We start from the raw sequence: 25,934 nt of genomic DNA on the forward strand, positions 1-25,934 counted from the left end.
CGGCAGCGCAGAGTTGGCCGAGGAGCCCTGTATGACCACACCAGACACCACGATCACCGTCGGCAGCCCGGAGTTCCTCGCCGACCCGCACGCGCACTACGCGTGGCTGCGTACGAACGCCCCGGTCCACAGAGGACGGATGGCCTACATGGGCGAACAGGACGTGTGGCTGGTCTCCCGGTACGAGGATTGCCGTCTGATGCTGGCCGATGACCGGTTCCTGCGTTCTCCGGGAGGGCAGGTCCCGGCGATGCTCGCGGGGTTTCCGGACTCGGTCCGCGAACCGATACGACTGATGACGACCAGCAACATGATCCTGATGGACGACCCGGGGCATCGACGCCTGCGCAAGCTGGTTGCCAAACCCTTCACCCCCCGGGCGATCGAGCGCATCAGCGGGCGAGTCGACGAACTGTCGCACGGGCTGCTCGACGAGCTGGAACCCCTTGGTCGAGTCGAGCTGCGCGAGCGGTTCGCGCTGCCCGTCCCCGCTACGGTGATCAACGAGATGGTCGGAGTGCCGCACGTCGACCGGGAGCGCTTCGGTCGGGGGATGAATGCCCTCGTGACGGGCATGGCGCGGCTCGGCCAGGAGAGTTGGGCCCGGGAGATGAACGCCCTGACCGAGCTCGTGCGCGAGCTGATCGAGCACAAGCGATCCGAACCCGGCGAGGACATCCTGACCGGTCTGATCCAGGCCGAGGAGGACGGGGAGCGCCTCTCCGAAGACGAACTGGTCGCGATGGTCTTTCTGCTGGTCACCGCGGGTTACGAGACCACATACAATCTGATCACCAACGCGGTGCTCACGCTGTTGGATCACCCCGACCAGCTCGCGCGGCTGCGCGCCGCACCCGACGACGAGGCGCTGTGGTGGAGCGCGGTGGAGGAACTCGTGCGCTACGGCGGGCCGATCGGCGGAACCAAACCATCCACCACAGTCGAGGACGTCACCTGGCACGACACGACGATCCCGGCCGGTGCGACGGTGATTCCCGTGTTGGCCGCGGCCAACCGGGATCCCGCCGCGTTCGACGACCCGGACACCTTCGACATCGACCGCCGCCCCAACGCCCACCTCGGATTCGGCCACGGAGTGCACTTCTGCCTCGGCGCCAACCTGGCCCGCATGGAAACCCGCGTCGCACTGCGAGCCCTCGTACGACGCAACCCGAACCTGCGGCTGGCAGTCGACCGCTCCGAACTCGCGCTCGAACCGATGCCGTTCTGGACACGCTACGAGGAGCTGCCCGTTCACCTCGGCTGACACTCGGAAACAGCGACTGGCGCGGACTCCACTACCGGCGCGGCGCGGTAGCGGGCACGACGTCGGCGCGCTACGCCTCGATCCCCCGGTAGGTGCCGAATGTCCACAGGTTGCCCTCCGGGTCCCGCACCATGAGCGCGTACGAACCGGCTCCCGAGCCGAACTCGGTGTGGTGCGGCGCCTCGACGACGTCGCCCCCTGCCTCCTTCACTCGGAAGTGGACGGCGTCCACCTCCTCGGTGGCGATGTAGACGGCGCTGCTTCCGGCTCGCATCCGGCCGTGCACACCGTCGGTGTGCTTCGTCGATCCGAAGACCAGCGCACCACCGCCGGGCCAGCGCAGCTCGGCGTGCACGATGTCGCCCTCCTCGTCCGGCACCGCGAGCACCTCGTGGAAGCCCAGGACATCGACGAGGAAGCGCAGCGCGGCACGCGTGTCGTCGTAGTGCAGGATCGGCCAGACCGAGGACGCCGAGCTGTCAGTCATGGCCCCAACATAGCGGTGTCTCCGGGTCTGGCACACGCAAACGGTGCCGCCGCATCCGGTGAGGGCCGTGCTCGCTGGTCGTTCCGTGCGGCCAGGGGCGGGGTCGAACCGCCGACCTTCCGCTTTTCAGATCACGAATACCGGGTTCAGCGAGGACCGTCGCAGTCCTCCAACGCAGATCAGCGGCAATGCCGGAACATCGGGGGACAGTGTGAACGGGAGCGAACTGAGCCCCGAGCTGAGGCCTTCCTGGTGGTTCCACCATTGATTTGGCTACTCGCAAGAGCGAGCTTAATCGGGATCAGTGCCATCTTCAATGACTGCTATTACTTCCTACTCGCGAACGATTTCACCCCACCGCTCTCCACTACCGTCCTCGAAATAAAACTCTCGTATTACCCAACCAGTAGGCCATGCGGATTCAAAATAAGAATCGTAATCGAGTCGTGCATACGTCTCGCTGAACTCAACATTATTTTGCAATTTTTCCTTGACTGGATCAATTGATTTATCGTTTTTATCCCTACCAAAAAGAGCGGCGCCATGGAACCAACCAAGAGCAAAATTAGCCGACCCCAAGAAAAAAGCCTCCACAAAATCTGCATCACGATAAAACCGAGACTCAACAAAACCTGCGTTTTTATAAAACTGCGCAAACGTAAACATGGACTGCCCGAAAAATTTTGCACTATCAAACACAGCTACATCGTAAAATCGTGTAGCAACAAATGCAGCCGAGGAGTCAAATTGCACCTCTTCAAAGGAAGCAGATCCATCGAAATGTGTTGCGACAAATTCCGCCTCGTCATGAAATCGAGCACCCGAAAAAGTGGCCGCTCCATCCAGTTTCGCTCTTGAAAAATCGGCACTTCCATAGAAATTGGCACTTGCAAATTCAACACGAGACACCTGGCAGTAACTGAAATCCCAATCAAACAGTGCGGCATCTGCGAGATTGACGATCATCCCCTCCCAAAATTCACCGTTGGCACGTTCCCCTTCTTTTCTTAGCTGGGGATGTAAATGATGCACCAACAATCGTTGAGCAGTAAGGCGGACCTGCAACTCCTGCCGCTGGTAATCGTCATCGGTGAGCTGACTACCCGCCGCCGCCAAAGTAGGCGCGAGCGTGAGCAACGTGGCCAATGGTGAAGAGCCCTGCCGAACTCGTTCGGGACTACGCAGCCCCAATCGCCTGGCCTGTCCGCTTTCTTGTTGAGAGCTGGTCTCTTCGACATCGGGCGGGGTGTAGGGCATCCGCAGATACGCGCAGAACAGATTCACGATCGTCTGCCGATGATCCGGATTGTTCTGGCCCAGCCGGGACAGGGCATACAGCCCGGCCATGCGCACCGGCGCGTTCTCGGACGCCAACTGCTGCGCGGCAGCGGTGTAGAGCTCGGTGACGCGCCGCTCGTCGGCGTCATGCTTGGCCTGCTCCGCCTTGCGCTCCTGCAACCGCTGCGCCTGTTCCTGCTGGATCACCCCCAGCTCGGTCGCGCGCTGCTTACGAGCGGCCAACACCAGCGCCGCCGCCCCACCGGTCCCCACCGCGATACTGCCCGCCAGCTTGATCGCGTCCAACCGGACCCTGTCCTGCTCGCTACCGCTACCGAAAGCCGACACCAGCAGCACGGCGGCAGCAGCCCCCACCGTCACCAGGACAGCCAATCCCACCCAGATCGCCCACCCCGGAATCGGCCGCACCGGCGCACCGGACAGTTCGGAAGCGTTGTCCGCCGGATTGCGCTGCCGAAGCCGGGTCCGTAGACGGGAGGCAGCGAGCGCGATCAATAGGATCCCGCTGACCAGAGTGATTAGTCCGGGCAGGCGGAACAGTCCCGAGGAGGTCAGGGTTCCCACCGCGTGCGCGAGCAACCCCAGCGCGTTCACCGGAGTCCAAGACAGTATCCCGGCGGCGAACACCACGGCAATGCCGACGATCGTCCAGCTCGACCCTCGAAGCCGATCGATCCCGCGCCGTGCGCGCACGATTCGGCTTTCCTCCGTCTGCCCAGCCACCCCATGATAATCGCAGAAGCGATCACACTGCTGGGCCAGTAAGCGGGATCGCCTCCGATTCGGTCAGCGTGACAGGGCACCACAGCCGGATCAGAACGCGCTGAATCAGTCTCGATGCCGTGGTGGGTAGGTGGCGTTCGCGGTCGTTCTACTGGTGGCAGGACTGCCGACAGTGACAGTCAACCTTCTCGCGTCAGTTTCTTCTCTCCGCCGGCTGCGTCGTCGCTACGACGATGTTCGTGACCAGTCAGCTCACCAGTCACAACTTATCCACCAGGTTCGCAGCCTCCACGAGCGGCACCTCCGGGATATCCCGACGCACTTGACGAACGGCCCGCACTTTTCCTTCGTTGTCACGCAGTTCTCGAATTTTCTCACGATCCAGAGACCGAGCCACATCATCCGACGTCGGAAATCTATCGCGGAATTCGGCGTGAATTTTTCGGCGACGAACCGAGGAAACAACGGATCCCACTACTGTCCACGCCAGCAGGACGCACCCGGCAATAAGATAATTTCCCGACACGGCGAGAAAAATACTTCCCAGCAGTACAATGAGGCCAACTATCCACATGACCATGACATGTAGCATGAAATCACCTAATCATTCAATGTGAATCTCGCTACCACTGTCCAACCGGGTGATTCACGAGAAACAGCGCGTTCGAACGCTCGCGTATGACCGAGCCGGGAGGAACCGTGGAGACGACAGGGCCACCGTGATAAAGACGCAGCCACACCGCGTCAACTCCAGCCTGCCATGAAACCACGACGAACCCGTCCGAACACCTCGACGAGGCGAACAATTCAGTTCCGGTCGAGCAATGCCCTTCGGTGCTGCCAGGCCAGGTTCATCGCGGCCGAGGCTCCGGGCGAGAGTTGGCCCAGTTCGTGAAGACGGCTGATGGTGTTGGCCTCGAACGGCAGGTGCCGGGCGGGAATGCGGCCCTCGTCGTTGGTGGTGACGGCCGCACCGAACAGCTCGTCGTAGGTGTCGGGCTCGATCACCGCCACGGTGAGGATGTCGCCGGACAGCGTGAGCGCGTCGAGCGTGACGCCGAGGTAGTAGACCCGAATCCGCCCCTCGCCACGAGCGCGATCCATCCCCGCGAACGGTTCGCGGTTCTCGTAGTCGATCGGCCTGCCGCTGCCGTCGTACTCGACGTGCCCGAGTAGCTCCTCGGCGAACTCGCGTTGCATGTTCCGCCAGATCGAGAAGTCGTTCTGCACGGCTTCGGGGATGACGCTCGACGGCTGGAAGATGCCCGCGGGCAGCAGGTGCGCCATCCCGCCGCCACCGGCCACGCGGCCGCCGTCCCGCTGGTGCAGCACCATGCTCGGGCTCTCCCCCGCCCGAATCGTCAACGTGCCGATCGCGCCCATCAAGGGCCGCTGGGAGAGGTCGAACGGATCACCGACGTGCTTGCGGAAGGTCAGCCGCCGCCACGACGCACGACCGACACCGAGCTCGCCGTGCCGGTCGCGAACGAGATGATGTGCGGCCATCTCGTGCGCCAGGGCTTCGTTCGTGTCGATCGAGTCGAAAAACCCCATCGTGCCAAACTGCAACCGCAGGTTCGGTTGCGAGCGATCGAGAGCGGTCAGGCGGAAGCACAGGCGGTTCTCGAACAGGCGTGGCGCGGCCAGGTCCCGCACCGCGTGGCTGTAGCGGTGGTAGCGCTGCTCGGCCGACGCCAGGGGGCGTACGCCCGCGCTCTGCCGCTCCGAACCATCGACAGCCGGAACCGCGGAGTCGTCCGTGTCGAGTTCGAGCCCCAGCTCCGACAACGGCACCGGGACGCTCGGGAGCCAATCCGTTCCGGCAATCACGCCGCTCCCTTCGGAGCCCGGCACCGTCGAATCCGGATAGAGCCGCTCGGCTTCGACGGCCAACCCCCGCCGGAACGTGCCCAGCACCGCGCGAGTGTCCTTCCACTCCTGTTGATCCTTGTCCACGCGCGGATCGACCGTAACTCTGATGCCCACACGCCCATGATCGCAACGCAGACATGCTCGATGGGTCAATCAGCGGAAGCAACCCTCTACTCCTGTGGACACAGTTCGACACCACCACCGGAACCACCACGGAACCGCTGGGAACAGCGAAAAAGAGGTCCAGCAACCTCACTGGCGAAGGTCGCGGAGTTGTTCCAGGTAAGACTCGGTTTCTTCCTCTCCCGCGTACTGACTGTTCAGTACTTGCGCCAGATCTTGAGAGACCATCGCCAGCGATGGCAGTGATTTACGGTCGCCTGTGATGGCTCGGCGGCCGTACGTGACAGCGCTCTCAAGGTCACCTTCACGAGCAGCTACTACGCCGAGCGTGATCTGCGCTTCGGCTATCCGCATCGGCCAGCGTTCGTAGCCGTTGAAGTCGGTACTCGCCCGGATCACTTCGTCGGAAAGCTCTCGCGCAAGCCGACTCTCTCCGATGTGACGGTAGCAGTCCATCACGTAGAAATCATACTTGGAAGGGTCAACCACGAAATGATTGTCCACGTTTTCAGGATAAGGCATTCCTTCAAGAAGAACGCGCCCTTTTTCCAAGGCGTTTTGCATTTCGTTCTTCTTGCCCATGCGCGCCCACGCCTTGGCTTCCTGAGCGATGATCTGTACGGCGACACTGTGACTCCCTGAAGCCTCACGCCCTGCTTCAGTAGCCGCTACCACTCCCCGATAGTAACCCGATGTCAGCGCGAACCAGGCACGCATTTCGTGAGCCCATCCGACGATTCCCGGGTTCCCCACCTCTTGGCCGAGACTCAGAGCAGAACGCCGTGTTGCCTCCGCCGACCGCTGGTCACCAAGATCGTATTCGAGACAGCCAACCAGGAGCGTAAGCCATCCGGCGAGTTCAAGCGTCTCCCGCCGCTGGCGAAAGCTGAGGCGCTGTTCTTGCATCTCGACCAAGCGTCGAAGCCACTGACGGCTTTCGAAGATCAACCCTTGCGCCGGAAGCCGCGAATAGTCGGAGCAGAGCTTGTCAACGGTGATACGAACGGCTTCAAGAGTCGCATCGTTCACGTCTGAGGCTTGGAGACGACCAACGATTTCAAGCGTGTTCATCCCCGTGGCGTTCAACAACTCCAGATCGTTGTTCGTTCGCTCCGGCGGAAACAGCGAATCGCTCACCGTTCCGAGGGTCGATGCGATGATCTTCGTGTAGAAATCGCTGGGCTTGTTCTCCCCCAGCTCCCATGACTTCCACCGCCGCAATAGATGGGTAGCGTCCGGCAGTTGCTTCTCCGAGTGGTGTCGCATGTTCTCGGCGGCTTCCGCCTGTGACCATCCGCGGGCCTCACGCATCGATCGGATACGACGCGCCCACGTCGGTAGATCCTTACCCATGCTGCCTCCAACTCGTTGCCCCCTCGAACACCAGTGTGGCACCGAAAAGAGGTGATACGAGAGATGTGAAGTAGGTGATACGCCCGTATCACCGCACCACCCAGGCAACACCAACAACGACACTATGAACCGAGTCTCATGGTGATCAGTGTTGGAGACATGGCCACGAGAACGGAAATCAGTACGGTCCTGGAGACTCCTGAACCAGCGAAGACACCTGCTCGCTGGACATCTCCGCAGGAAGGTTCTCGAACGCCTGGGAGCCGTCGAGAACTTCGGCGGGAACAAAGAGGAGATCCGCCTCCCCTCCCGGTGAACTTGCCCGCTCGACCGGATGGCTGTGCACCCAGGAGCCCTCACCGTGGGCACTCACGATCAGTATCTCTTCGCGGAGCACTTTCAGGGAGCTCTGCACGGGACCGGCCGAAAGCGAAGTTGGCGCACCGGCCGGGGCGGGACATCGAAGTATTGGAACTCTCGATGCGAGAGCAGCCTATCGGAATGTCGCGGGTCGAGGCAGTAACCGAACGATTCGACGTCTCGGTGCACACGACCTGTCGAGCTACCGATTCCGGCGATCTGCGGACCTTGAGGATCGGTACCGGTAAGGGCACGTCGGGAAGTCCCGAGTCGACTCTTGCCACCTACGAAGACCCCTGTGAACAGGCCACGCACGAGATGTACATGACCGGCGACGCCTCCGCGGTCGAGGAAGACATCCCGGGAGAGGTGATCTGATCATGCTCACTCCCACAGTCACCGCCACCGGTGAAATCGGCACTTCCGGCCCCGTGGAGTTCATCCCGACACTGCGTGAGGACGCCGAACAACCGGCCACAGTGAACCTGTCGATGCGACTGGAAATCAGCCTCGAAGACGCCACGGCCGCACTGTGGCTCGCCCTACGCGACGGACTCGAACTCTCCGCACTGGACGACGAATACCTCGTCCACGAGATGGTGCTGGAAAAGCTACTCGCCGAAGGCGGAAACGCCATAGCCGCCGCTCGCGACGAGATGAACCAGCAGAAACCCGGCACGCACGAAGCCCGTACCACCCAGGCACTGCGCACGATCACCACCCGGCTCTACGGCACCGCCGGCAAGTCCGGGGCGACTGGAACAGCTCAGGAGGGACTATGAATTCGATCGAGATCATCGATGGCACGCGAACCCATGTCGATGCCGCGGCCCAAGTCTGGACCATCGCCACCCGCGACGGCGACGCGACACCCCCTCCCCCTGGAAGAAGCGCGGCCACTCATCCAACAGGTCGTCGGGGCGCCGGGGGCACCCTGCTCGTAGCGAGCACGACCACCGAAACGGTCGGATTCCTCGCCGCCAAACCACGAGGCAACGGCTGTCCGAGCGACGAAGCCGAGGTTCGCTATCTGGGCGTCGCTCCGCACGTTTGGGGCGAGCGCATCGGCAGTCGACTCGCCCAGGCACTGCCCGAACATCTGGGGCCAGAGGATTCACCCGAGCACCGCTCACGGCCTACACCGACAACGAACCGGCCGCCCGGTTGAGCACCTATCCCCACTCGCCCGACCGGGCGGCATTTACCCACTTCCATTTGGTTCGTAAGGAAGCGACCGATGCTTTACGAAGTGAGTGTCCAGCAACGTGAAATCAGCGACACCACGACCGTGCTCACGATCATGTTCGACCAGTACCGCCGGTCACATCACGCCTACACAGCTGAGGAAATCGCTACTCTTCTCGACCACGTGGTCACCTCACCGAATCCACCGAGGGAAACCGCACCACGCTGGTCACCGTGTGGGACCGACCGGCCCGCTCCCATCACGACGACGGTCAACCCGAGTACCCACCCGCCTACCTCCGAGTCGCCGTCGATCCCGACACGGGTTGGGGCGCGATGACCTGGATCGACCTCACTGCGGGCGAAGTGCTCGACACCTTCGACCCGGCCGGGCCGGACGACCGTCCCGCCCTGGTGTTCGCCGCCGACGAGCCCAGCTACCTCCCCAACTCCGCGTCCCTGCCGCTCGAACGGATACACCACGCCCTGTACGAATACGCCGAGACCGGCACACGCCCCACCACCGTGCGGTGGCAGCAGGGATACCTCGTCCTCTGAAGATGACTCCGTACTCGGAACACGCCGGATTTCAAATCGCGGTTCCGCTCGCCGGTGCCGCATCCGAGCGCGGTCCGAAGATCGTAAGGCGACCCCGAATCGCCGCGAAACGACACCAACAGCACGTCCCCGATGCCCTGGTCGAACGACCGCTTCTCGTCGCCCGGAGAACCGGGCAGCTCTAGCCAGCGGAACCGTCCACTTTGCGCCCGACGAACACCACGTCCTGAACCACGCCGCCACCCAGATCGGCCACGGCGGGCAACCGACCCCACTCCTGGAAGCCGTGCGAGCGGAACAGGCGCAGACTGGCCCGGTTGCTGCCGAAGATCGTGGTGGCCAGCGTGCGCACGCCGAGCTTCGGAGCATGGGCCACGGCCTCACCCAGCAGGTAAGTTCCCTGCCCCCGACCACGGTGCTCGGGATGCAGGTACAGCGCCACGTCCGAGGTCACGTCGTATCCCGGCCGACCGTTCAGAAAGGGGTCGAAGCTCAGATAGCCGGTCACGGCACGCGGCTCGTCCGCCTCGTAGCCGACCCAGATCGGGCGAAAATCCGGCCCCGAGGACTCGAACCACCCCTCGCGGGAAGCGACGCTGACGGATTCCAGGTCGCAGGTGCTCGCCTTCTCCAGGATCGCGGCGTTGTAGATGTCCACAATAGCGGGCAGATCCGCACGCGTGGCGAGACGATGGCGGTACCCCAAGAGATCGCTCCCTTCCCGGTTCTGCTGCCCGCACCGAGGCAAACATGGTCGTTACGGCTCCGGAGAGTACGAGCGGTGCGAGTCGATATCCAGGACATCGCGGAAAGTCGACCGTACTTTTCACCGCGCGACCATTACTGCTGCTTTCCCGTCAGCTCGGATCTTTGTGCGCCACGAGATGAAAGGCGCGACTGAGTTGACGGTAGGGGTCTCGTCGACTGGCTTCGAGTTCGACCGCAACCGCCTTTGCCATCTCCCGCGAGTCGTTGGGATCCAGCTCGACTCCACTGAATTCCAACCAATCGACGAACAGCCACACCCCGTACCAGCACAGTGGTTCCAAGCTGCGGTTCCGCACGAGCTCGCTGAGCTCCTCCACTGTGTCTGCTCGGCTCCGCACTCCCAGCACGTTCGTCTCGGTCCGGTCGTCGAACGCCGCCAGGGCGTCATCCCACCGACGTTCCAACGCGGGGCGTACCGCCATAGCCCCGGCGTTGCCGGTCATGATCGAAAGCACGCCGTCGGCGGCAGTGCACCGGCACAGCTGATCGACGAGCGGCTCCGGCCGCTCCAGGTATCCGAGTACGCCGTGGCACAACACAGCGGCGAATCGTCCGCCGTTCACCGCCTCGTGCGCGCGCTCACCATCGGCCCGCACGAACGTCACCCGCCGCCGCTCCTGCTCGGTCAACCGCTCGAGTCGCTGCTCCGCCTTGTCCAACATCGCCTGCGAAGGCTCGAGCAACGTAACTTCGTAACCGGCTCGGACCAGCGGGAACGAGTGATGCCCCGCACCACCGCCGACGTCGAGAACCGTCGCCGGAGCCGGTGGTAGGTGATCCAGCAGTTGCTGATGCAGCACGTAACTACGCACGTAGCCCTTCGCCGAGGCGAAGGCATCTTCGGCATAGTGGTCGGCCAGGTCGGTGCCTTCCCACGTGTTCCCATCCATCGCCCCACGGTATCCAGTTTGTAACCAGCAACTTAGCGGCTATGGCTGCGCGAATCGGGGGCCGCACGGTGCGTCGATCGAGGAGATCACACATGAGCTGGGGATTCCGAAGCAACCGCACTTCCAGACAAACGCTGGTCCTCATGGTTGCCTGGCGTTGTGCGTCTTGAGCAGCTGACTCTGATCATCGACGACTACGACGAGGCGATCCGGTTCTTCCTGGACGCACTGGAGTTCGAGCTCGTCGAGGATTCGCCGTCCTTGACCAACGACGGGCGCGAGAAGCGGTGGGTCGTCGTACGACCGCCCGGCGTCGCCACGGGCCTACTGCTCGCACGAGCTGACGGTGAGCGGCAGGAGCGAGTGGTGGGCGAACAGTTCGCGGCTCGGGTCGGCCTGTTCCTGCGCGTCGACGACTTCCAGGAGTCCTACGCCCGGATGCGCGCGGCGGGGGTCGAGTTCGTCACCGAGCCGCGCCGGGAACCCTACGGCGATGTCGCGGTCTTCCTCGACATCGCGGGCAACCGCTGGGACTTGCTTGGCCCACGACCGTCTCAGTGATCACCCCCACAGCGAGGCGGGGCCGGAAGCCACCGGACCAACAACCGAGACCGGAACTGAGACTAACCACGCACGAGAACGGCCCCCACCGTTCCCGGTGGGGGCCGTTCTCGCTGGTCGTTCCGCGTGGCCAGGGGCGGGGTCGAACCGCCGACCTTCCGCTTTTCAGGCGGACGCTCGTACCAACTGAGCTACCTGGCCGTGCAACCCGGCTCATGGCCGATCGCGCTGGCGACCCAGACGGGACTCGAACCCGCGACCTCCGCCGTGACAGGGCGGCGCGCTAACCAACTGCGCCACTGGGCCATGTGTTGTTGTCACCGGACGAGTCCGGTGGTACCCCCAACGGGATTCGAACCCGCGTTACCGCCTTGAAAGGGCGGCGTCCTAGGCCTCTAGACGATGGGGGCTTGGTCGACCAGATGCCTGCTCGGCCTTGCCTCCAACCGGCTTTCCGTTGTCGGATGCCCCGTTGGGAACGATTAAAAGCTTACGTCATGCCTTCGGAGAGTCGTAAACGGGGGGTCCCTATCGACACGAACCCTCCCCACGCGGCCGAGCGAACCCGGCCACCCACACCGACGTTACACCGTTGAGCTGCTGCTTCGACCGACGAAGCCACGACGTCCGACACGCCGGGGCCACCCCGCACCAGTGCCGAACACCCCCATCGAGCCCCCGATCACCCACCCGAGGTGATTTTGTGACGCCGGTCTCAACATCGACCGGAAATCGGACGTGCCGCTCCGCGGGGAATCCCGAACGGCTCAGCGAGCCTTCCGGTTGCTCAACCACTCGGGACTGGCGGCCCCCTGCAAGGTGATCCGCCAGGTCTCCTCCATACGCACGGCAGTCCCCGGCCCCGCCCCGGGACCGAGCACCCGCGCACCGACCAGCCCGGCGTAGGCGACGCGGGCGACCGCCTCCGGATCCACTCCGGGCCGCAGCATCCCGCCCGCCGAGGCCCTGCGGAGCAGATCGAGCAGCAGAGCTTCCCAGTCCGGCTCGGAGTCGATGTCCTCGCCCTCGGCGATCCGGTGCCGAGCGAGCCCCGTCCCGGCGCGGAGCACGACGTCGTGCTCGAGCAGCCGCGCCGCCTCGTTGAGCATCCCCACCGCGATCGACAGCGGGTCGAGCTCGCGCCGCAGCCAGTCGCCACGCACTCTGGGCCAGCGCCGCGCCTGCGATTCGACGAGCGCCAGGGCCAGCTCCTCCTTGGAGGCGAAGTGGAAGTAGAACGCCCCCTTGGTGATTCCGCCGCGACGCAGGATCGCGCTCAACGGGGTGGCGTCATAACCCGTTCTGTCGAACTCCTCGGCTGCCGCGACCACGATCGCGTGACGAGTCAGTTGGGCACGACGTTGCTGAGGCATGTGTACGCGGCTCCAACGGGTGCCGGCGGACGAACAGTCAGCACGCTCAGTAACAGAGCGAACAGCTGCCACCCACGAACGGATGATCAACTTTACGAGTTGAAGTTACCGCGCGTGGGCAAATTTCATCCCATCGGCCCAACCCGCACCGAACCCGATGGCCGACCGAACGACAGGGGAGACCTGGTGAACACCCAAAAGAGACTCACGGGTAGGTTTTCGGTGTGGCCGCACGGCCGCCCGCCGATGCCCCGCGAGACGCTCCACCGGGGGGTGTGCGTCTCGCGGGGTCGGATTCACGAGAGCCCGGGGCACGTTCGGCGTAATTCCGGGGAGAGAGCGGCGTGGTCTCCGCGCGCCAGGACGCGCGGGCCTCACCGGAACGAGCAGCGCGTTCCGGCCGTGTCCGAGTGGATCAGCGCGGTGGTCAGTCCTCCCGCGCGGACTCCTCGTTGTCGTCGGTGAGTCCGAGCATCGCCAGCAGCATCCGGCAGTCCTCATGATTCCGCGCGCCACGTGCGACCGCGAGACGCGCCCGGTGCAGCTGCTCGGGAGAGAGCCCGCCGGTGTCTCCGTCGCGCTGCGCCGGAACCGCGGCGGCCGCGGACCTGGGGGAAGCTCTGTCCTGCAACGCCAGGAACTTGCGTACGTCGAGTGACCCGTCCATAACCCCTCCCCGACTAGGGTGTCGCCGCAGGTTATCCACCCATCGGCTTCAAACATAGCCCCCTGCGGAGTGATTCGCGAACACGAAGAGTGTTTGCTATACAACCGAGGGGAAACACATCCGACACAACTCCGAACGCGCCCACCGGATTCCCGATCGCGGACAGCGGCAATCCGAAACCGGACAACAGTGACCCGGCTCATCCCCGAGCACTTACCCCCCTGGGGTATTTTCGGGGTCGAGGACAACGACACTCGCCACGAAGGAGCCGCGATGTCCACGCAAACCTTCAAGGTCGCCGGAATGACCTGCCAGCACTGCGTCGCCTCGGTCCAGGAGGAGCTGGGGGAGCTGCCCGAGGTGACGAACGTCGAGGTCTCCCTGGACAGCGGGGACGTGACCGTCACCTCGGAGAACGGGATCAGCAAGGAGGCCGCCGACGCCGCCGTGCAGGAGGCCGGCTACACCGTGGCCGAGTGGTCCCGGACCTAACGGACAAAAACGAAAAACCCTCGCGACACTCCCCAACGGGCACCTCGGCGTGCCACAATCGAATCGCTGACACACCCCCGGTCAGCAGCTGTGGAGATCGGCATTGCGTTGGCCCCCGCGCTCTTCCCCCGACGCGGGGGCCGACTCTTGGAATCCCTCCCCGGAGTCCTTCGCGGTGTTCGTTCGTCCCGCCGAGAACCGGCCCCACGAAAAAGCCGCCGAGGCCTCACGAACTCTCCACCAGCCGTGCGACGGGGCCCGTCGCTCCCCGATCGGCTCGGCACGCCGTGATCGCCCCCACATCCGCCGTCACTGCGGTGTGGAACCGTTATCGTGTCCGGGTGGTGCTAGGACGGGCGAAGAGCGGACGCAGGCAACGTACGGACGACGCGGAACAGCGGCCGGCCGAGTCGGACCAGGAGCTGGACTCCTACCTGGCGGCGCTCTCACCGGACGCGGATCCGGAGACGACCGGGACCGGACGCAGCTTCGGCGGCTCCGAGGTGCATCAGCTGCGGCTGCCGCTGATGGCCAACGAACGGCTCAAGGAGCTGGCGGCCGAGCAGGGCACGTCGCCGAGCGCGCTGGCGCGGGACTGGGTGCTGCAACACCTGCAGGAGATCCCGGAGGAACCGCCGCGGCCCGCGGAATCACCTCGGCCGGAGTGGCCGAGCGGCGAGGAGCAGCGGCCCGCGCACGCACGCCCCGAGGAGGAGACCGACGACGTGCGGGACCCGGGACTCTACGGGGGTGAGCTGTACGGCACCGAGTACGGCGACGAGGGCTTTCCCACCGAGTTCCAGGACGGCCCGCCGGACGAGTACCCCACCACGGCCTTCTCCGAAGGCCCGAAGCACGGTGGCGGGGACGGCAACACCTCGGAAACCGAGACCGAGATCACCATCCCGCACGGGCAGTACCGCTACTACTGAGTTCCGGACGGCAACCCCCGACAGCCGCTGCCGGCCCCGGACGCGAGCCGCCGTCCGGTCCCGCACGTCAGGTTCCGAACCGGCAACGGGGACCGCTGCGGGGGTTTTCGGCCGGGGCTTCCGGTACTGGACACGTCGAATCCACGTCCCCGCACGACCGCCCGCGGGCTCTCCCGCGCCGTGCTCTCGCGAGGACGGCCCGAGCAGTGAAACCAGCAAGGACCACTACATGGAAATCAGCTGATCACTCCAGCTCCCATTCCATTTCTTCATTGACTTTGTTGAAGTAGTGAGCCGTGTGCGCCCCCAGTCCACTCAGGATCAGCATGGGGTGGAAAACTCCCAGCCGGCAGCCCGTGACGAGCGCGGGAACGAACCGCTCCGCGATGGCCGTGACGTCGTCTTCCGGAGCGCCGAGGACGACTTTCTCCAACGCTTCGAAGACCTTCGCCCGGCTCGATCGGTCGATCTCGCGGAAGTCGCGGACGAACTCGGCGGCCATGTTCTCGACCCGGTGCTGCAGGTCGTAGTCGGGTTCGGCGCTCCTCGTTTCCGTTGACGTGTCCAGCAGTCGGTCGTCGGCGTTCGCCAGGCGATCGCAGGATTCCCGCAGCAGCGCCACGGCGGCACCCGCGGGTTGTGGCTCGGGAGGAGCCCGTAACGTCATCCAGTAGGGGACCGCCGCTCTCGTTTGCGTGTTCCAGAGCTTGATGTAGTGCCGCGACTCCTCGCCGAGCTCGTGCCAGACGGCCGCCAGGTCGAAGTCACGGTAATCGTAGGCACTGACAAGGGCTTCGAGGAAGCCGGTGGCCACAGCATTCTGCTCGTCTTCGGCGCCGGAAACGAGCACCTCCTCCAGGAGTCCGAGCAACCGCTCCCGCTGCCGGGCGCTCATCCGGTCCGCCCGAGCGGCGAACGAGGACCCCAACGCGGCCAGCCGCAACAGCACCGGGTATTCGTCCTCCGCGTCGGTCTCCTCCGAAGCACCGTCCGCCTCATCCGCGAGCCAGGCCTCCTCCCCGTCAGAGCTCTCCGAATCACCATCCCCTCCACCCGCGTGCCAGGCGTCCACGGCCGCCCTGTCCGCGGCGGCCAGCTCGGAACTGATACCGGGCAGTTCGTCCCACAGCCGCGAAATCGACATCACATTCCTTCCAACGCGTTCCTCAAATCGCTGATGACTCGCCGCGCGGCATCCCGGTCACTGTTCACCGTTCGAGGATTATCTCCAAGTCAATTCAGAAATGATCTTATCACATTTCGAACATTTTCGTCATGATATTTTCCGGTACGCGCACTCCGCAAATAATGGGCCGCGATGCGAGATTCGGTCGCGCTACGCGCGGATTCGGTGCGCGACCGCATGCGACTCGCCACGGATAGCCGTCGAGTTCGGGAACGCATGGCGCGGTGCCGGCCGTCACAATGTCGCATCGTAGTAACGACGTTGCCGGAATGGCTCGCGGCCAACGTAACCACCGGCCTCCAACAGCTGAATCCAAAAACCCATCGGCGGTAAAAAGCACTTTCGCACGTGGCTGTGGAGTGTAGGGTCGCCTCGTGACGGCTGGTGCGACAGGCGACGGCAGCGGCCGTGATCGTAGGATCGACCCGAATCCACTGTTCCGGGGAAGGTGCGGTTGCGTCAGCTGACCTATTTCGTGGCAGCAACGATCGACGGGTTCATCGCCGGCCCGGACGGATCGGATCCGTCGGGCCCGGACGGTTTCTTCGTGGCCGAGGGCGGCCACATGGAGGCGATCTTCGCCGACTACCCGGACATCGTCCCGGCACCGGTACGCACCGCCCTGAACACGCATCCCGCGAACAAGGTGTTCGACACCGTCCTCGAAGGACGCGGCTCCTACGAGGTAGGGCTGCGAGCCGGAGTCACGAATGCCTATCCACACCTGCGGCACTACGTCTTCTCCCGCACCATGCCCCAAGCTCCCGATCCGGGCGTGGCGATCGTCTCGACCGACCCGGTCGAGACGGTCCGCGAACTCAAACGCGAGGACGGGAAGAGGATCTGGCTGTGCGGTGGAGCGCGACTCGCCGCCACCCTGCGTTCGGAAATCGACGAACTGATCGTGAAGCTCCACCCCGTGGTGGCCGGGGCGGGGATTCCCCTGTTCGACGGTGAGTTCTCCCCGCAGCGATTCACGCTGTCGGAAACGCAACGCTACGACAGCGGCGTGCTGCACCTGACGTATCGGAAACGATAGGCCGACCGGCTGTTCTGTCTCGTGAGGTCGGGACGAACCGATCGGTGAGCTTATCGACATCGTCCCCGAGCACTCACGGAGAACCAGCCGCTTCGCGGATATCCGCACTGTGGCGCTCCATGACGTGCTCGGGCACGAGCGGCGGTCGCCCCTCGACACTCACTCGCCCGCGTGGTTCTCAGGGACGCCGATACCTGTTCAGCGGGAGTGTCGAAGTGGTGCGCCGACGGCGTGCAGGTGGCGCAGGACCTCGGCGTAGGAGTGCAGCAGGCCGCACTGGCTGTAGGAGATGCCTCGTTGGATGCAGAACTCGCGGATGAGCGGTTGGGCGCGGCGCAGGTTGGGACGCGGCATACCGGGGAACAGATGGTGTTCGATCTGGTAGTTCAGGCCCCCGAGCAGGAAGTCCACCCCGCGTCCTCCGATCACGTTGCGGGAGGTGAGCACCTGTTTGCGCAGGTAGTCCAGCTTTTCGCCCTCCTCCAGGACGGGCATGCCCTTGTGATTGGGAGCGAAGGAACATCCCAGGTACACGCCCATCAGCCCCTGGTGCACGACGATGAACACCACCGCTTTGCCCGGGGAGAGCACGAGGAACACCGCGACCAGGTATCCGAGTATGTGGGCGGTGAGCAGCCCCGCTTCCAGCTTGACGGAATCGATCTCGCGTCGCAGTACGGCCTGGACGCTGCGGACACGCAGCATCACCGCCTCGACCAGCAGCATCGGAAAGAACAGGAACGCCTGGTACTTGGCCACGTACCGGAACAGTCCGCGCTTGGTTTGGGACTGCTCGTGGCTGAACGCGAGCGCGGCGATCTCGATGTCGGGGTCTTCCTCCTCGTGGTTGGGGTTGGCGTGGTGCCGGTTGTGCTTGCCGACCCACCACTCGTAGCTGATCCCGGTGATGGCGCTGTGCGCCTGCCCGACGAGATTGTTACCACGCCGACTGTTGAGGATCTGCCGGTGTCCGGCGTCGTGACCGATGAACGCGGACTGGGTGAACATCACGGCGAGGAACGCGGCGGTGAACAACTGCCACCAGGAGTCGCCGAGGAGCACGAACGCGACGGCTCCCGCGGCGAGCAACAGGACGTTGACCGTGATACGCACCGCGTAGTAGGTGTAGCGCCGTTGGAGCAGCCCGGCACGTTTGGCCGACCGGGCCAGTTTCGCGAAGTCGCTGCCGAGCTTGTCGTCCGAAGAGTGTGCTGGGGATGCGGTCATGGTGAGAAAAGCTCTTTCGTGATAGCGGGCCGGTCGGGCTCGGCGGCCGGTGTCACTCCGGTGCGGCTACGCCGCTGCTGGGGAACCGGCCGATGAGGTTGCCGGACTCCTGTCGCACAGGAGTGGGCAGAATCGGACGACCAACGCGGCACGCCCGAACACCGAGGGGAACGCCATCGTGCCGCTGGTCCTGGCCCGAGTCACAGCAGCAGGCGCGCTCGTGTCAGGACGACACGCCGCAGGAGCATGGGGCCTTGTTGTGGTCTCTTCGCTCGTGTGGCCGACGTCGTCGGCGCCGTGAGGCTGAATATGATGGCAGCTTCCCTCTTCCCCCCTCACATCACGCGGGTGGCCGGGTCGGCGCTGGAACGTCCGAACTCGCACCCGGCGACAGGGTCGTTTCGGGGTGCGCTTCGCGTGCTGCCGCCGAGGCCGAGGGACGAAGCGGGTCCTGGTATCGCGCACCGGGTATGCTCCGGCGATACCCACTCGCGGCGGAGTTCACACGTCGAGTCCCGCGTTCGACCGCTGGACGTGCCCGAATCGGTGCGCGCCGGGGTGTTCAGTTCCTCTCGGAGACAGCGAGTCCACCCGAAAGCAACGGACACCCCGAGGACCGTGTTTCGTGGTGTCCGGGTTTCCCACCCGGCCCCGGGTTCACTCGGCGGGCAGCCCGAGCTCCCGCGCGATCAGCATCCGCTGCACCTCGCTGGTTCCCTCCCCGATCTCCAGGATCTTGGCGTCCCGGTAGAACCGGCCGACCGGGCTCTCGTTCATGAAGCCGTACCCGCCGAAGATCTGGGTGGCGTCGCGGGAGTTGTCCATCGCCGCGTTGGACGAGGCGAGCTTCGCGATCGCCGCCTGCTTCTGGTACGGCTCGCCGCGCAGCATCCGGGCGGCGGCGTCGTAGTAGGCCAGCCTGGCGGTGTGGGTGCGCAGCTCCATGTCGGCGAGCTTGAACTGGATCGCCTGGTTCTCACCGATCCTGCGGCCGAAGGCGCTGCGCTCCTCGACGTAGCGCAGGCACTCGTCCACGCAGCCCTGCGCCAGCCCCACGCCGAGCGCGGCGATGGCGACGCGCCCCTCGGTCAGCGTGGCCAGGAACTGCGCGTAGCCGCGACCGCGCTCCCCCAGCAAGTTCTCCGCCGGGACCCGGCAGTCGTCGAACGCGAGCTCGTGGGTGTCCGAGGCGTTCCAGCCCACTTTGGAGTACTTGGGCGCCACGGTCAGTCCCGGCGTTCCGGCGGGCACGATGATGGTGGAGATCTCGTTGCGGCCGTCGGGTTTGGTGCCGGTGACGGCGGTGACGGTGATGAGTCCGGTTATGTCGGTCCCCGAGTTGGTGATGAACGCCTTGGAACCGTTGATCACCCATTCCGACCCCTGCAGCTCGGCGGTGGTGCGGGTGGCCCCCGCGTCGGAACCGCCGCCCGGTTCGGTGAGGCCGAACGCACCGAGGATCTCGCCGGAGGCCAGCCTGGGCAGCCATTGCTCCCGCTGCCGCTGGTCGCCGAACCGGTAGATCGGCATCACCCCGAGCGAGACCCCGGCTTCCAGGGTCACCGCCACCGAGGAGTCCACGCGGGCCAGTTCCTCCAGCACGACGCACAGCGCGAGGTAGTCGCCGCCCATGCCGCCGTACTCCTCGGGCACGGGCAGCCCGAACAGCCCCATCCGCCCCATACCGGCCACGATGGAGTAGGGGAACTCCTCGCGTTCGTAGTGCTCACCGATGACCGGTGCCACTTCCTTCTGGGCGAAGGAGCGCGCGGCCAGCCGCAGCTGTTCGTGCTCGTCGTTGAGTCGATAGTCCACCATGCCGACCTCCTGGGGGCGGGACACGGCAGGTAGTGCCGTGTCGATTCGACTCGCGGGGGAGGATCACTCCCCGCGCGAGGTGTCCTCGTCCGCGGTCACCACCGCGAGCGACTGTTCCAGATCGACGGTCTGTCCAGCCGTGACGCGCACCTCGGTGACGGTGCCGTCGACCGGGGAAACGACGGTGTGCTCCATCTTCATCGCCTCGACCACGAACAGCGGCTGCCCGCTCGCCACCCGCTGCTCCGGCTCGACGTTGCTGACCAGCACGGTTCCCGGCATCGGGCTGACCACCGCGCCGTCGGAGGCGCCGGTGTCGCGGGCCGCGTCGGCCAGCAGGGTGTGCTCGGTCAGCGCCCAGTAGGCACCGCCGGCGGCCAGGTGCACGGTGCCCTCGTGCACCACGTGGTCGTAGCTGCGGGTTCGGTCGTCCAACGTGACCGTGAGGACCCGCCCGTTGCGGTCGGCGCGCAGCCGGTGGCGGGGCGAGAGCTCCCCGCCGGGGTCGACCACCACCTCGGCCGCGCCGGAACCACCCCGGATCCACACCGTGGTGCGGTCACCGTCCACCGCGAACCGCCAGTTCATCCAACCCGGCCCGCCGAGCCGCCAACCGGCCAGCGTGTCCCAGGGATCGCCGGACTCGGCAGCGGTCTCCTTGGCCAGCAGCAGCGCCGCGGCGGCGGCGATCAGCACGTCTTCCGGTGGGCGCTCGCGCGTCCCTTCGGTGCCGACGAGGTTCGCCAGCTCCCGGTCGACCAGCCCGGTGTCCAGCTCGCCGGAGCGCACCTCGGGCCGATTCAGCAGGGCGCGCAGGAAGACCAGGTTGCTGACCGGCCCCAGCAGCGAGGTCCCGGCCAGCGCGCCGTCGAGTCGGCGCAGCGCCTCGGACCTGTTCGAGGCGTGGGTTATCACCTTGGCCAGCATCGGGTCGTAGTCGGAGCCGACAACGCTGCCCGTGGCGATGCCGGAGTCCACCCGGACACCGGTGCCGCCCGGTTCGCGGAGGTGCAGGATCTCGCCACCTGTGGGCAGGAAGCCGCGTGCCGGGTCCTCGGCGTAGACGCGGGCCTCGACGGCGTGCCCAGTCATGCCCAGCTCGTGCTGCTCGTAGGGGAACGGCTCGCCCTCGGCGACGCGGACCTGCCACGCCACCAGGTCGATTCCCGCCCCGTCCTCGGCCGGTCGGGTTCCGGAGCGCTCGGGCAGCACGGTGACCAGTTCGGTTACCGGGTGCTCCACCTGCAGCCGGGTGTTCATCTCCATGAAGAAGAACTCGTCCGGGCGGTCGGCCGAGACGATGAACTCCACCGTGCCGGCGCCCACGTATCCGACCGCTTTGGCGGCGTCCACTGCCGCGCCGCCGATGCGCGCTCTTGTCCCGGCGTCCAGCAGCGGGGAGGGGGCCTCCTCGATGATCTTCTGGTGGCGGCGCTGCAGGCTGCACTCCCGCTCGCCGAGGTGCACCACGTGGCCGTGGGAATCGCCCAGGATCTGCACCTCGATGTGGCGCGGGCGCGTCACGAACCGCTCCACGAACATGGTGTCGTCGCCGAAGGCGGCGCGGGACTCCCGGCGGGCCGCGGTGATGGCCTGGTCGAGCTCGTGCTCGTGGTGCACCAGCCGCATCCCCTTGCCGCCGCCCCCGGCCGAGGGTTTGAACAGCACCGGCAGCCCGGTCTCCAGCGCCGCGCGGCGGAGCCCCTCGTCCGTGGCCCCTTCTTCGGCGCTGCCCGGCACCAGCGGAACACCGGCCTCGGCGACCGTGCGCTTGGCGCTGATCTTGTCGCCCATGGACTCGATGGCGCTCGCCGAGGGGCCGATGAACACCAGCCCCGCCTCGGCGCAGGCGGCGGCGAAGGCCGCGCTCTCGGACAGGAACCCGTAGCCGGGGTGAACGGCCTGGGCACCGCAGGAGACGGCGGCTTCGATGACACGGTCGATGTTCAGGTAGCTTTCTGCCGCCGCACGTGGGCCGATGCGCACGGCGGCGTCGGCCTCGGCGACGTGCCGGGCGGTGGTGTCGGCGTCGCTGTGGACCGCGACCGCGCGGATGCCCAGTTCGCGCAGGGTGCGGATGACGCGCACCGCGATCTCGCCTCGGTTGGCGACCAGCACGGTGTCGAAGCGCCGCACCCCCGACGAGTCGCTCTCCGGCCGCCCGGGTCGTACCGGTGGGCTCGCTGCCTGCTGGTTCGTCGCCGGCTGCTGGTTCGTCCCTGCCTGTGGGGTCGCTGCCTGTGGGGTCGCTGCCTGTGAGTTCACTGCCCGCCGGGTTGGTGACGGCTGGTTGTCGGCCATGTCCTTGCCTCCGAGGGGCCACCGGGGTTCGGGTGGCCGTGGTCGTGTCGGCGGGATCTCCGCCGGTCGGCACGCCTTCCGGGTGGTCGCGGTCACATGCGGAACACGCCGTTGTCCACCTGCTCCAGCGGCGCGTTCGCCGCCACCGACAGCGAAAGCCCGAGCACGTCCCTGGTCTGCTTCGGGTCGATCACACCGTCGTCCCACAGCCTGGCCGTGGAGTAGTAGGGGTGCCCCTGCTGCTCGTACTGCTCCCGCACCGGCTGCTTGAACTCCTCCTCGTCGGCCGCCGACCAGTGCTCGCCGCGTTCCTCGAACTGGTCGCGACGGACGGTGGCCAGCACCGAGGCGGCCTGCTCGCCGCCCATCACCGAGATCCGGGCGTTCGGCCACATCCACAGGAACCGCGGGGAGTAGGCCCGGCCGCACATGGAATAGTTGCCCGCACCGAACGAACCCCCGATGACCACGGTCAGCTTGGGGACGCGGGCGCAGGCAACGGCGGTGACCATCTTGGCGCCGTGCTTGGCGATACCACCGGCCTCGTACTCCTTGCCCACCATGAACCCCGAGATGTTCTGCAGGAAGACCAGCGGTATCCGGCGCCGGTCGCAGAGCTGCACGAAGTGGGCGCCCTTGAGTGCCGACTCGCCGAACAGGATGCCGTTGTTGGCCACGATCCCCACGGGGTGACCGTGGATCCGGGCGAAGCCGGTCACCAGCGTTGTGCCGTACTCGGCCTTGAACTCCGAGAACCTGCTGCCGTCGACCACGCGGGCGATGACCTCGCGCACGTCGTACGGGGTGCGGCTGTCGGTGGGCACCACGCCGTAGAGCTGCTCGGGATCGGCGGCGGGTGCCTCCACCTCGGCGACCCGCCACGGCCGCTCGGGCGCGGGCGGCAGAGTGCTGACGATGGAGCGCACCATGCGCAGCGCGTCGGCGTCGTCGGCCGCGAGGTGGTCGGTGACGCCGGAGGTCTGGGCGTGCAGCCTGCCGCCGCCGAGCTCCTCGGCGGTCACCTCGGCACCGGTCGCGGCCTTCACCAGCGGGGGACCGCCCAGGAAGATGGTCCCCTGCTCACGGACGATCACGGCCTCGTCGCTCATGGCGGGAACATAGGCGCCACCGGCGGTGCAGGAGCCGAGCACCGCAGCGATCTGGGGGATGCCGCGTGCGGACATAGTCGCCTGGTTGTAGAAGATCCGGCCGAAGTGCTCCCGGTCCGGGAAGACCTCGTCCTGCTTCGGCAGGAAGGCACCGCCGGAGTCGACCAGGTAGACGCAGGGCAGGTTGTTGTGCAGTGCCACTTCCTGGGCACGCAGGTGCTTCTTGACGGTGATCGGGTAGTAGGTACCGCCCTTGACCGTGGCGTCGTTGGCGACGATCACGCATTCCCGGCCGGATATCCTTCCGATGCCGGTGATGATTCCCGCCGCGGGAGCCTCGTCGTCGTAGAGCCCGTGGGCGGCCATCGGGGACAGCTCCAGCAACGGGGAACCGCGGTCCAGCAGCGTTTCCACCCGGTCGCGCGGCAGCAGTTTGCCGCGTTCGACGTGACGGCGCCTGGTCTTCTCCGGACCGCCCGCCCGGACCTGTTCGAGGCGGGTGTTGAGGTCAGCCACGAGTGCGGTGTGTTCCGAGGCGTAACGCTCGTAGGACTCGGCCGCGGGGTCCACGTTGGTGGACAGCACCGGTGCATCCATCTCGCTACCCGTACCTTCCGTTCGGGCGCGGCCGCGCCGGGAGACGCCGATCGGCACCACCGGCACGACCAATGTAGTTAATGATCGTTAACGTAGCGATGTTAACGCTGACTAACCAGATTCGTCTAGTATCGGAGCCGATGACGAACGATGTCCCCGACGGAACCGGACGTGGCAATGCCCCGTCCAGACGCGAACAGCTCCTGAGCGCGGCCGCGGAACTGTTCGCCAGATACGGGTTCCACGGGGTCGGCATAGACGACATCGGCGCGGCTGTAGGAATCTCCGGACCCGCGCTGTATCGGCACTTCCGGGGCAAGGACGCGATGCTCGGCGAGATGCTGACCGGCATCAGCGAACGGCTGCTCCACGGCGGACGGGCCAGAACGGTGAACACCCCCGACCCGATCACCGCGCTCGAAGCCCTGGTCGCCTGGCACGTGGAGTTCGCGCTGACGAACTCGGCACTGATCACGGTGCACCTGCGCGACCTGGACAGCCTCGCCGAGCCCGACCGCCACCGGGTCCGGGAGTTGCAGCGCGGCTACGTCGAGGTCTGGGTCGAGACCCTGCTGCAGTGCCGCCCCGACCTCTCCGAGCACACCGCGCGCGCATCGGCCCACGCGGTGCTCGGGCTGATCAACTCCACCCCGCACAGCGCGCGACTCGACCCCACGAGGATGTCGGAGCTGCTGCACCGGATGGCGATGAACGCACTGCTGGTCGACCGGCGGGACGGAGACGAAGCCGACAGGGCGTGACGGCGGCGCTCCGGGATCCGGCCTCGGGGATCCGGTCGACCGGATCCCGGTTGGCCGGATCCCGATGGACCCGGCCTCGGGGATCGGACTTCGGGAGACCGGATCTCAGGAGACCGGATCTCAGGAGACCGGGGTGCCGTCCACCGTGGTCGTCACACCTTCCGCCAGGAAGCAGTACCGTCCCGCTATCCCGGCCGACTCCGGCAACGGATCCTCGTAGCGGAACACCGCGTCCGGCAGGTCCAGGCCCTCGCCACGCACCGAACGATAAGTGGCGGTCCCCTTGTAGGGGCAGACCGTGGTCGTGGCGCTGGTCTCCAGCAGCTCGGTGCGCACGTCCTCGGCGGGCAGGTAGAACCGGTTGGGCAGACCCGTCTCGGACAGCAGCTTGGCCCGGCCGCTCTCGGCCAGCACCACGCCGCCACTGCTCACCCGGACGTGACGAGCGGTGTCCCGGACGTCCACCCGGTGGTAGGGATCGCGGAGGTGCCCGAGCACCTCCTCTTCCTCGTCCAGCCACTGGTCCATCGCCTCCCAGCTGACGGACAGGTGCCCGGCCAGCCAGGACGCGTCCTCGACGGGAGCGGGATACCGCCACACCGCGCTCTCCGCGACCCGGTCGCCCACCCGCACCGACTGGTACTCGGCATCACCCTTGAACGGGCAGTGCGTGTGCCGCGTGCTCGGTTCGAGCAGTTCCGCGCGGACGTCCTCGACCGGCACGTAGAGCTGCGGCAGCAGGTTGCTCTCGTGCAACAACTTGCCCCGCGAGCTGTCCAGCACGGTCTCGCCCGCGAACCGCGCCCGCACGCGCCGCGGGAAGTCCTGCCAGAGCAGTCGGTGTGCGGGACCGTCGATGCGGTAGTTCACCGTTTCCGGCGGCCTGCTGGTGAGCGGACCGTCGCCCAGGGTCAGAGCCACTGCGATAACCTCGCCCTTTCTCGGAATTCGTTTCGCAACCGGTGCCCGGCCCCGTGTGGACCCGA

The 25,934-nt window shown here is 65.9% G+C and carries 26 protein-coding genes and 3 tRNA genes; 10 read left to right on the forward strand and 19 right to left on the reverse strand.

Annotated elements, in window-relative coordinates; genetic code table 11:
- Positions 1 to 31 precede the first annotated feature (31 nt).
- Positions 32 to 1,267, forward strand: a complete 1,236-nt coding sequence (locus J2S53_RS13990) for a cytochrome P450 family protein (RefSeq protein WP_456241331.1) — start codon at positions 32 to 34, stop codon at positions 1,265 to 1,267.
- Between the two features lie 70 nt (positions 1,268 to 1,337).
- On the opposite strand, the gene J2S53_RS13995 is transcribed toward J2S53_RS13990, so the two are convergent.
- The 6 genes from J2S53_RS13995 to J2S53_RS14020 all read right to left on the reverse strand — a co-directional run bounded on the left by J2S53_RS13995 (position 1,338) and on the right by J2S53_RS14020 (position 7,539).
- Positions 1,338 to 1,754 (reverse strand): VOC family protein, encoded by a 417-nt coding sequence (locus J2S53_RS13995; protein ID WP_456241332.1) that lies wholly within the window; start codon positions 1,752 to 1,754, stop codon positions 1,338 to 1,340.
- Between the two features lie 333 nt (positions 1,755 to 2,087).
- Positions 2,088 to 3,746 carry a pentapeptide repeat-containing protein gene (locus J2S53_RS14000; RefSeq protein ID WP_456241333.1) on the reverse strand — a complete coding sequence of 553 codons (1,659 nt, stop codon included), beginning with the start codon at positions 3,744 to 3,746 and terminating at the stop codon, positions 2,088 to 2,090.
- A 289-nt stretch (positions 3,747 to 4,035) separates the two neighbouring features.
- Entirely contained in the window at positions 4,036 to 4,356 is a 321-nt protein-coding gene (locus J2S53_RS14005; RefSeq protein WP_456241334.1) for a hypothetical protein, read from the reverse strand.
- Positions 4,357 to 4,583: 227 nt separating this feature from the next.
- On the reverse strand, positions 4,584 to 5,762 hold the full coding sequence (locus J2S53_RS14010; RefSeq protein WP_456241335.1) for a transcriptional regulator: 1,179 nt from the start codon (positions 5,760 to 5,762) through the stop codon (positions 4,584 to 4,586).
- A gap of 138 nt (positions 5,763 to 5,900) precedes the next feature.
- Positions 5,901 to 7,124 (reverse strand): helix-turn-helix domain-containing protein, encoded by a 1,224-nt coding sequence (locus J2S53_RS14015; protein ID WP_456241336.1) that lies wholly within the window; start codon positions 7,122 to 7,124, stop codon positions 5,901 to 5,903.
- Positions 7,125 to 7,302: 178 nt separating this feature from the next.
- The gene (locus J2S53_RS14020; RefSeq protein WP_456241337.1) at positions 7,303 to 7,539 is read right to left on the reverse strand and encodes a hypothetical protein; all 237 of its coding nucleotides are present in this window, start codon (positions 7,537 to 7,539) and stop codon (positions 7,303 to 7,305) included.
- 65 nt (positions 7,540 to 7,604) lie between these two features.
- Here J2S53_RS14020 and J2S53_RS14025 point away from each other — a divergent pair, with 65 nt between their 5' ends.
- The 4 genes from J2S53_RS14025 to J2S53_RS14040 all read left to right on the forward strand — a co-directional run bounded on the left by J2S53_RS14025 (position 7,605) and on the right by J2S53_RS14040 (position 9,227).
- Entirely contained in the window at positions 7,605 to 7,862 is a 258-nt protein-coding gene (locus J2S53_RS14025) for a DNA-binding protein (RefSeq protein WP_456241338.1), read from the forward strand.
- A 2-nt stretch (positions 7,863 to 7,864) separates the two neighbouring features.
- Positions 7,865 to 8,266: a hypothetical protein gene (locus J2S53_RS14030; RefSeq protein ID WP_456241339.1), complete on the forward strand. Its 402-nt coding sequence runs from the start codon at positions 7,865 to 7,867 to the stop codon at positions 8,264 to 8,266.
- Positions 8,263 to 8,652, forward strand: coding sequence for a GNAT family N-acetyltransferase (locus tag J2S53_RS14035; protein WP_456241340.1), 390 nt, complete (start codon positions 8,263 to 8,265; stop codon positions 8,650 to 8,652). The genes J2S53_RS14030 and J2S53_RS14035 overlap by 4 nt, the downstream gene beginning before the upstream one ends.
- A gap of 251 nt (positions 8,653 to 8,903) precedes the next feature.
- Positions 8,904 to 9,227 (forward strand): Imm1 family immunity protein, encoded by a 324-nt coding sequence (locus tag J2S53_RS14040; RefSeq protein ID WP_456241341.1) that lies wholly within the window; start codon positions 8,904 to 8,906, stop codon positions 9,225 to 9,227.
- Positions 9,228 to 9,408: 181 nt separating this feature from the next.
- Here J2S53_RS14040 and J2S53_RS14045 read toward each other — a convergent pair whose 3' ends face one another.
- Positions 9,409 to 9,933, reverse strand: a complete 525-nt coding sequence (locus J2S53_RS14045; RefSeq protein WP_456241342.1) for an N-acetyltransferase family protein — start codon at positions 9,931 to 9,933, stop codon at positions 9,409 to 9,411.
- Positions 9,934 to 10,084: 151 nt separating this feature from the next.
- Complete coding sequence (locus J2S53_RS14050) at positions 10,085 to 10,885, reverse strand: class I SAM-dependent methyltransferase (protein ID WP_456241343.1); 801 nt, start codon at positions 10,883 to 10,885, stop codon at positions 10,085 to 10,087.
- A 159-nt stretch (positions 10,886 to 11,044) separates the two neighbouring features.
- Between J2S53_RS14050 and J2S53_RS14055 the strand changes: the two genes are divergently transcribed.
- Positions 11,045 to 11,446: a VOC family protein gene (locus J2S53_RS14055; protein WP_456241344.1), complete on the forward strand. Its 402-nt coding sequence runs from the start codon at positions 11,045 to 11,047 to the stop codon at positions 11,444 to 11,446.
- A gap of 127 nt (positions 11,447 to 11,573) precedes the next feature.
- On the opposite strand, the gene J2S53_RS14060 is transcribed toward J2S53_RS14055, so the two are convergent.
- From J2S53_RS14060 to J2S53_RS14080, 5 genes are all read right to left on the reverse strand, one after another.
- Positions 11,574 to 11,647, reverse strand: a tRNA-Phe gene (locus tag J2S53_RS14060).
- 28 nt (positions 11,648 to 11,675) lie between these two features.
- Positions 11,676 to 11,752 (reverse strand) — tRNA-Asp (locus tag J2S53_RS14065).
- Positions 11,753 to 11,780: 28 nt separating this feature from the next.
- A tRNA-Glu gene (locus J2S53_RS14070) sits at positions 11,781 to 11,856 on the reverse strand.
- Between the two features lie 357 nt (positions 11,857 to 12,213).
- Positions 12,214 to 12,819, reverse strand: coding sequence for a ScbR family autoregulator-binding transcription factor (locus J2S53_RS14075; protein WP_456241345.1), 606 nt, complete (start codon positions 12,817 to 12,819; stop codon positions 12,214 to 12,216).
- Positions 12,820 to 13,246: 427 nt separating this feature from the next.
- A complete protein-coding gene (locus J2S53_RS14080; protein WP_456241346.1) occupies positions 13,247 to 13,486 on the reverse strand; it encodes a hypothetical protein in 240 nt (79 codons plus the stop codon).
- 273 nt (positions 13,487 to 13,759) lie between these two features.
- Between J2S53_RS14080 and J2S53_RS14085 the strand changes: the two genes are divergently transcribed.
- The gene (locus J2S53_RS14085) at positions 13,760 to 13,978 is read left to right on the forward strand and encodes a heavy-metal-associated domain-containing protein (protein ID WP_092926325.1); all 219 of its coding nucleotides are present in this window, start codon (positions 13,760 to 13,762) and stop codon (positions 13,976 to 13,978) included.
- Between the two features lie 341 nt (positions 13,979 to 14,319).
- Positions 14,320 to 14,910: a hypothetical protein gene (locus J2S53_RS14090; protein WP_456241347.1), complete on the forward strand. Its 591-nt coding sequence runs from the start codon at positions 14,320 to 14,322 to the stop codon at positions 14,908 to 14,910.
- A gap of 244 nt (positions 14,911 to 15,154) precedes the next feature.
- On the opposite strand, the gene J2S53_RS14095 is transcribed toward J2S53_RS14090, so the two are convergent.
- Positions 15,155 to 16,054, reverse strand: coding sequence for a hypothetical protein (locus J2S53_RS14095; RefSeq protein WP_456241348.1), 900 nt, complete (start codon positions 16,052 to 16,054; stop codon positions 15,155 to 15,157).
- Positions 16,055 to 16,550: 496 nt separating this feature from the next.
- Between J2S53_RS14095 and J2S53_RS14100 the strand changes: the two genes are divergently transcribed.
- Positions 16,551 to 17,135, forward strand: coding sequence for a dihydrofolate reductase family protein (locus J2S53_RS14100; protein ID WP_456241349.1), 585 nt, complete (start codon positions 16,551 to 16,553; stop codon positions 17,133 to 17,135).
- 198 nt (positions 17,136 to 17,333) lie between these two features.
- Here the strand turns inward: J2S53_RS14100 and J2S53_RS14105 are convergent, their stop codons facing one another.
- The 4 genes from J2S53_RS14105 to J2S53_RS14120 form a co-directional block, all read right to left on the reverse strand.
- Positions 17,334 to 18,362: a fatty acid desaturase family protein gene (locus tag J2S53_RS14105; protein ID WP_456241350.1), complete on the reverse strand. Its 1,029-nt coding sequence runs from the start codon at positions 18,360 to 18,362 to the stop codon at positions 17,334 to 17,336.
- A 657-nt stretch (positions 18,363 to 19,019) separates the two neighbouring features.
- Positions 19,020 to 20,180, reverse strand: coding sequence for an acyl-CoA dehydrogenase family protein (locus J2S53_RS14110; RefSeq protein WP_456241351.1), 1,161 nt, complete (start codon positions 20,178 to 20,180; stop codon positions 19,020 to 19,022).
- Between the two features lie 63 nt (positions 20,181 to 20,243).
- Entirely contained in the window at positions 20,244 to 22,481 is a 2,238-nt protein-coding gene (locus J2S53_RS14115; protein WP_456241352.1) for an ATP-binding protein, read from the reverse strand.
- 92 nt (positions 22,482 to 22,573) lie between these two features.
- Complete coding sequence (locus tag J2S53_RS14120) at positions 22,574 to 24,187, reverse strand: carboxyl transferase domain-containing protein (protein ID WP_456241353.1); 1,614 nt, start codon at positions 24,185 to 24,187, stop codon at positions 22,574 to 22,576.
- Positions 24,188 to 24,327: 140 nt separating this feature from the next.
- Between J2S53_RS14120 and J2S53_RS14125 the strand changes: the two genes are divergently transcribed.
- On the forward strand, positions 24,328 to 24,948 hold the full coding sequence (locus tag J2S53_RS14125) for an SACE_7040 family transcriptional regulator (RefSeq protein ID WP_456241354.1): 621 nt from the start codon (positions 24,328 to 24,330) through the stop codon (positions 24,946 to 24,948).
- A 120-nt stretch (positions 24,949 to 25,068) separates the two neighbouring features.
- On the opposite strand, the gene J2S53_RS14130 is transcribed toward J2S53_RS14125, so the two are convergent.
- Complete coding sequence (locus J2S53_RS14130) at positions 25,069 to 25,869, reverse strand: DUF427 domain-containing protein (protein WP_456241355.1); 801 nt, start codon at positions 25,867 to 25,869, stop codon at positions 25,069 to 25,071.
- Between the last annotated feature and the right edge of the window lie 65 nt (positions 25,870 to 25,934).

It is taken from the genome of Actinopolyspora lacussalsi, from assembly GCA_030803735.1.
Taxonomy (GTDB): Bacteria; Actinomycetota; Actinomycetes; order Mycobacteriales; family Pseudonocardiaceae; genus Actinopolyspora; species Actinopolyspora lacussalsi.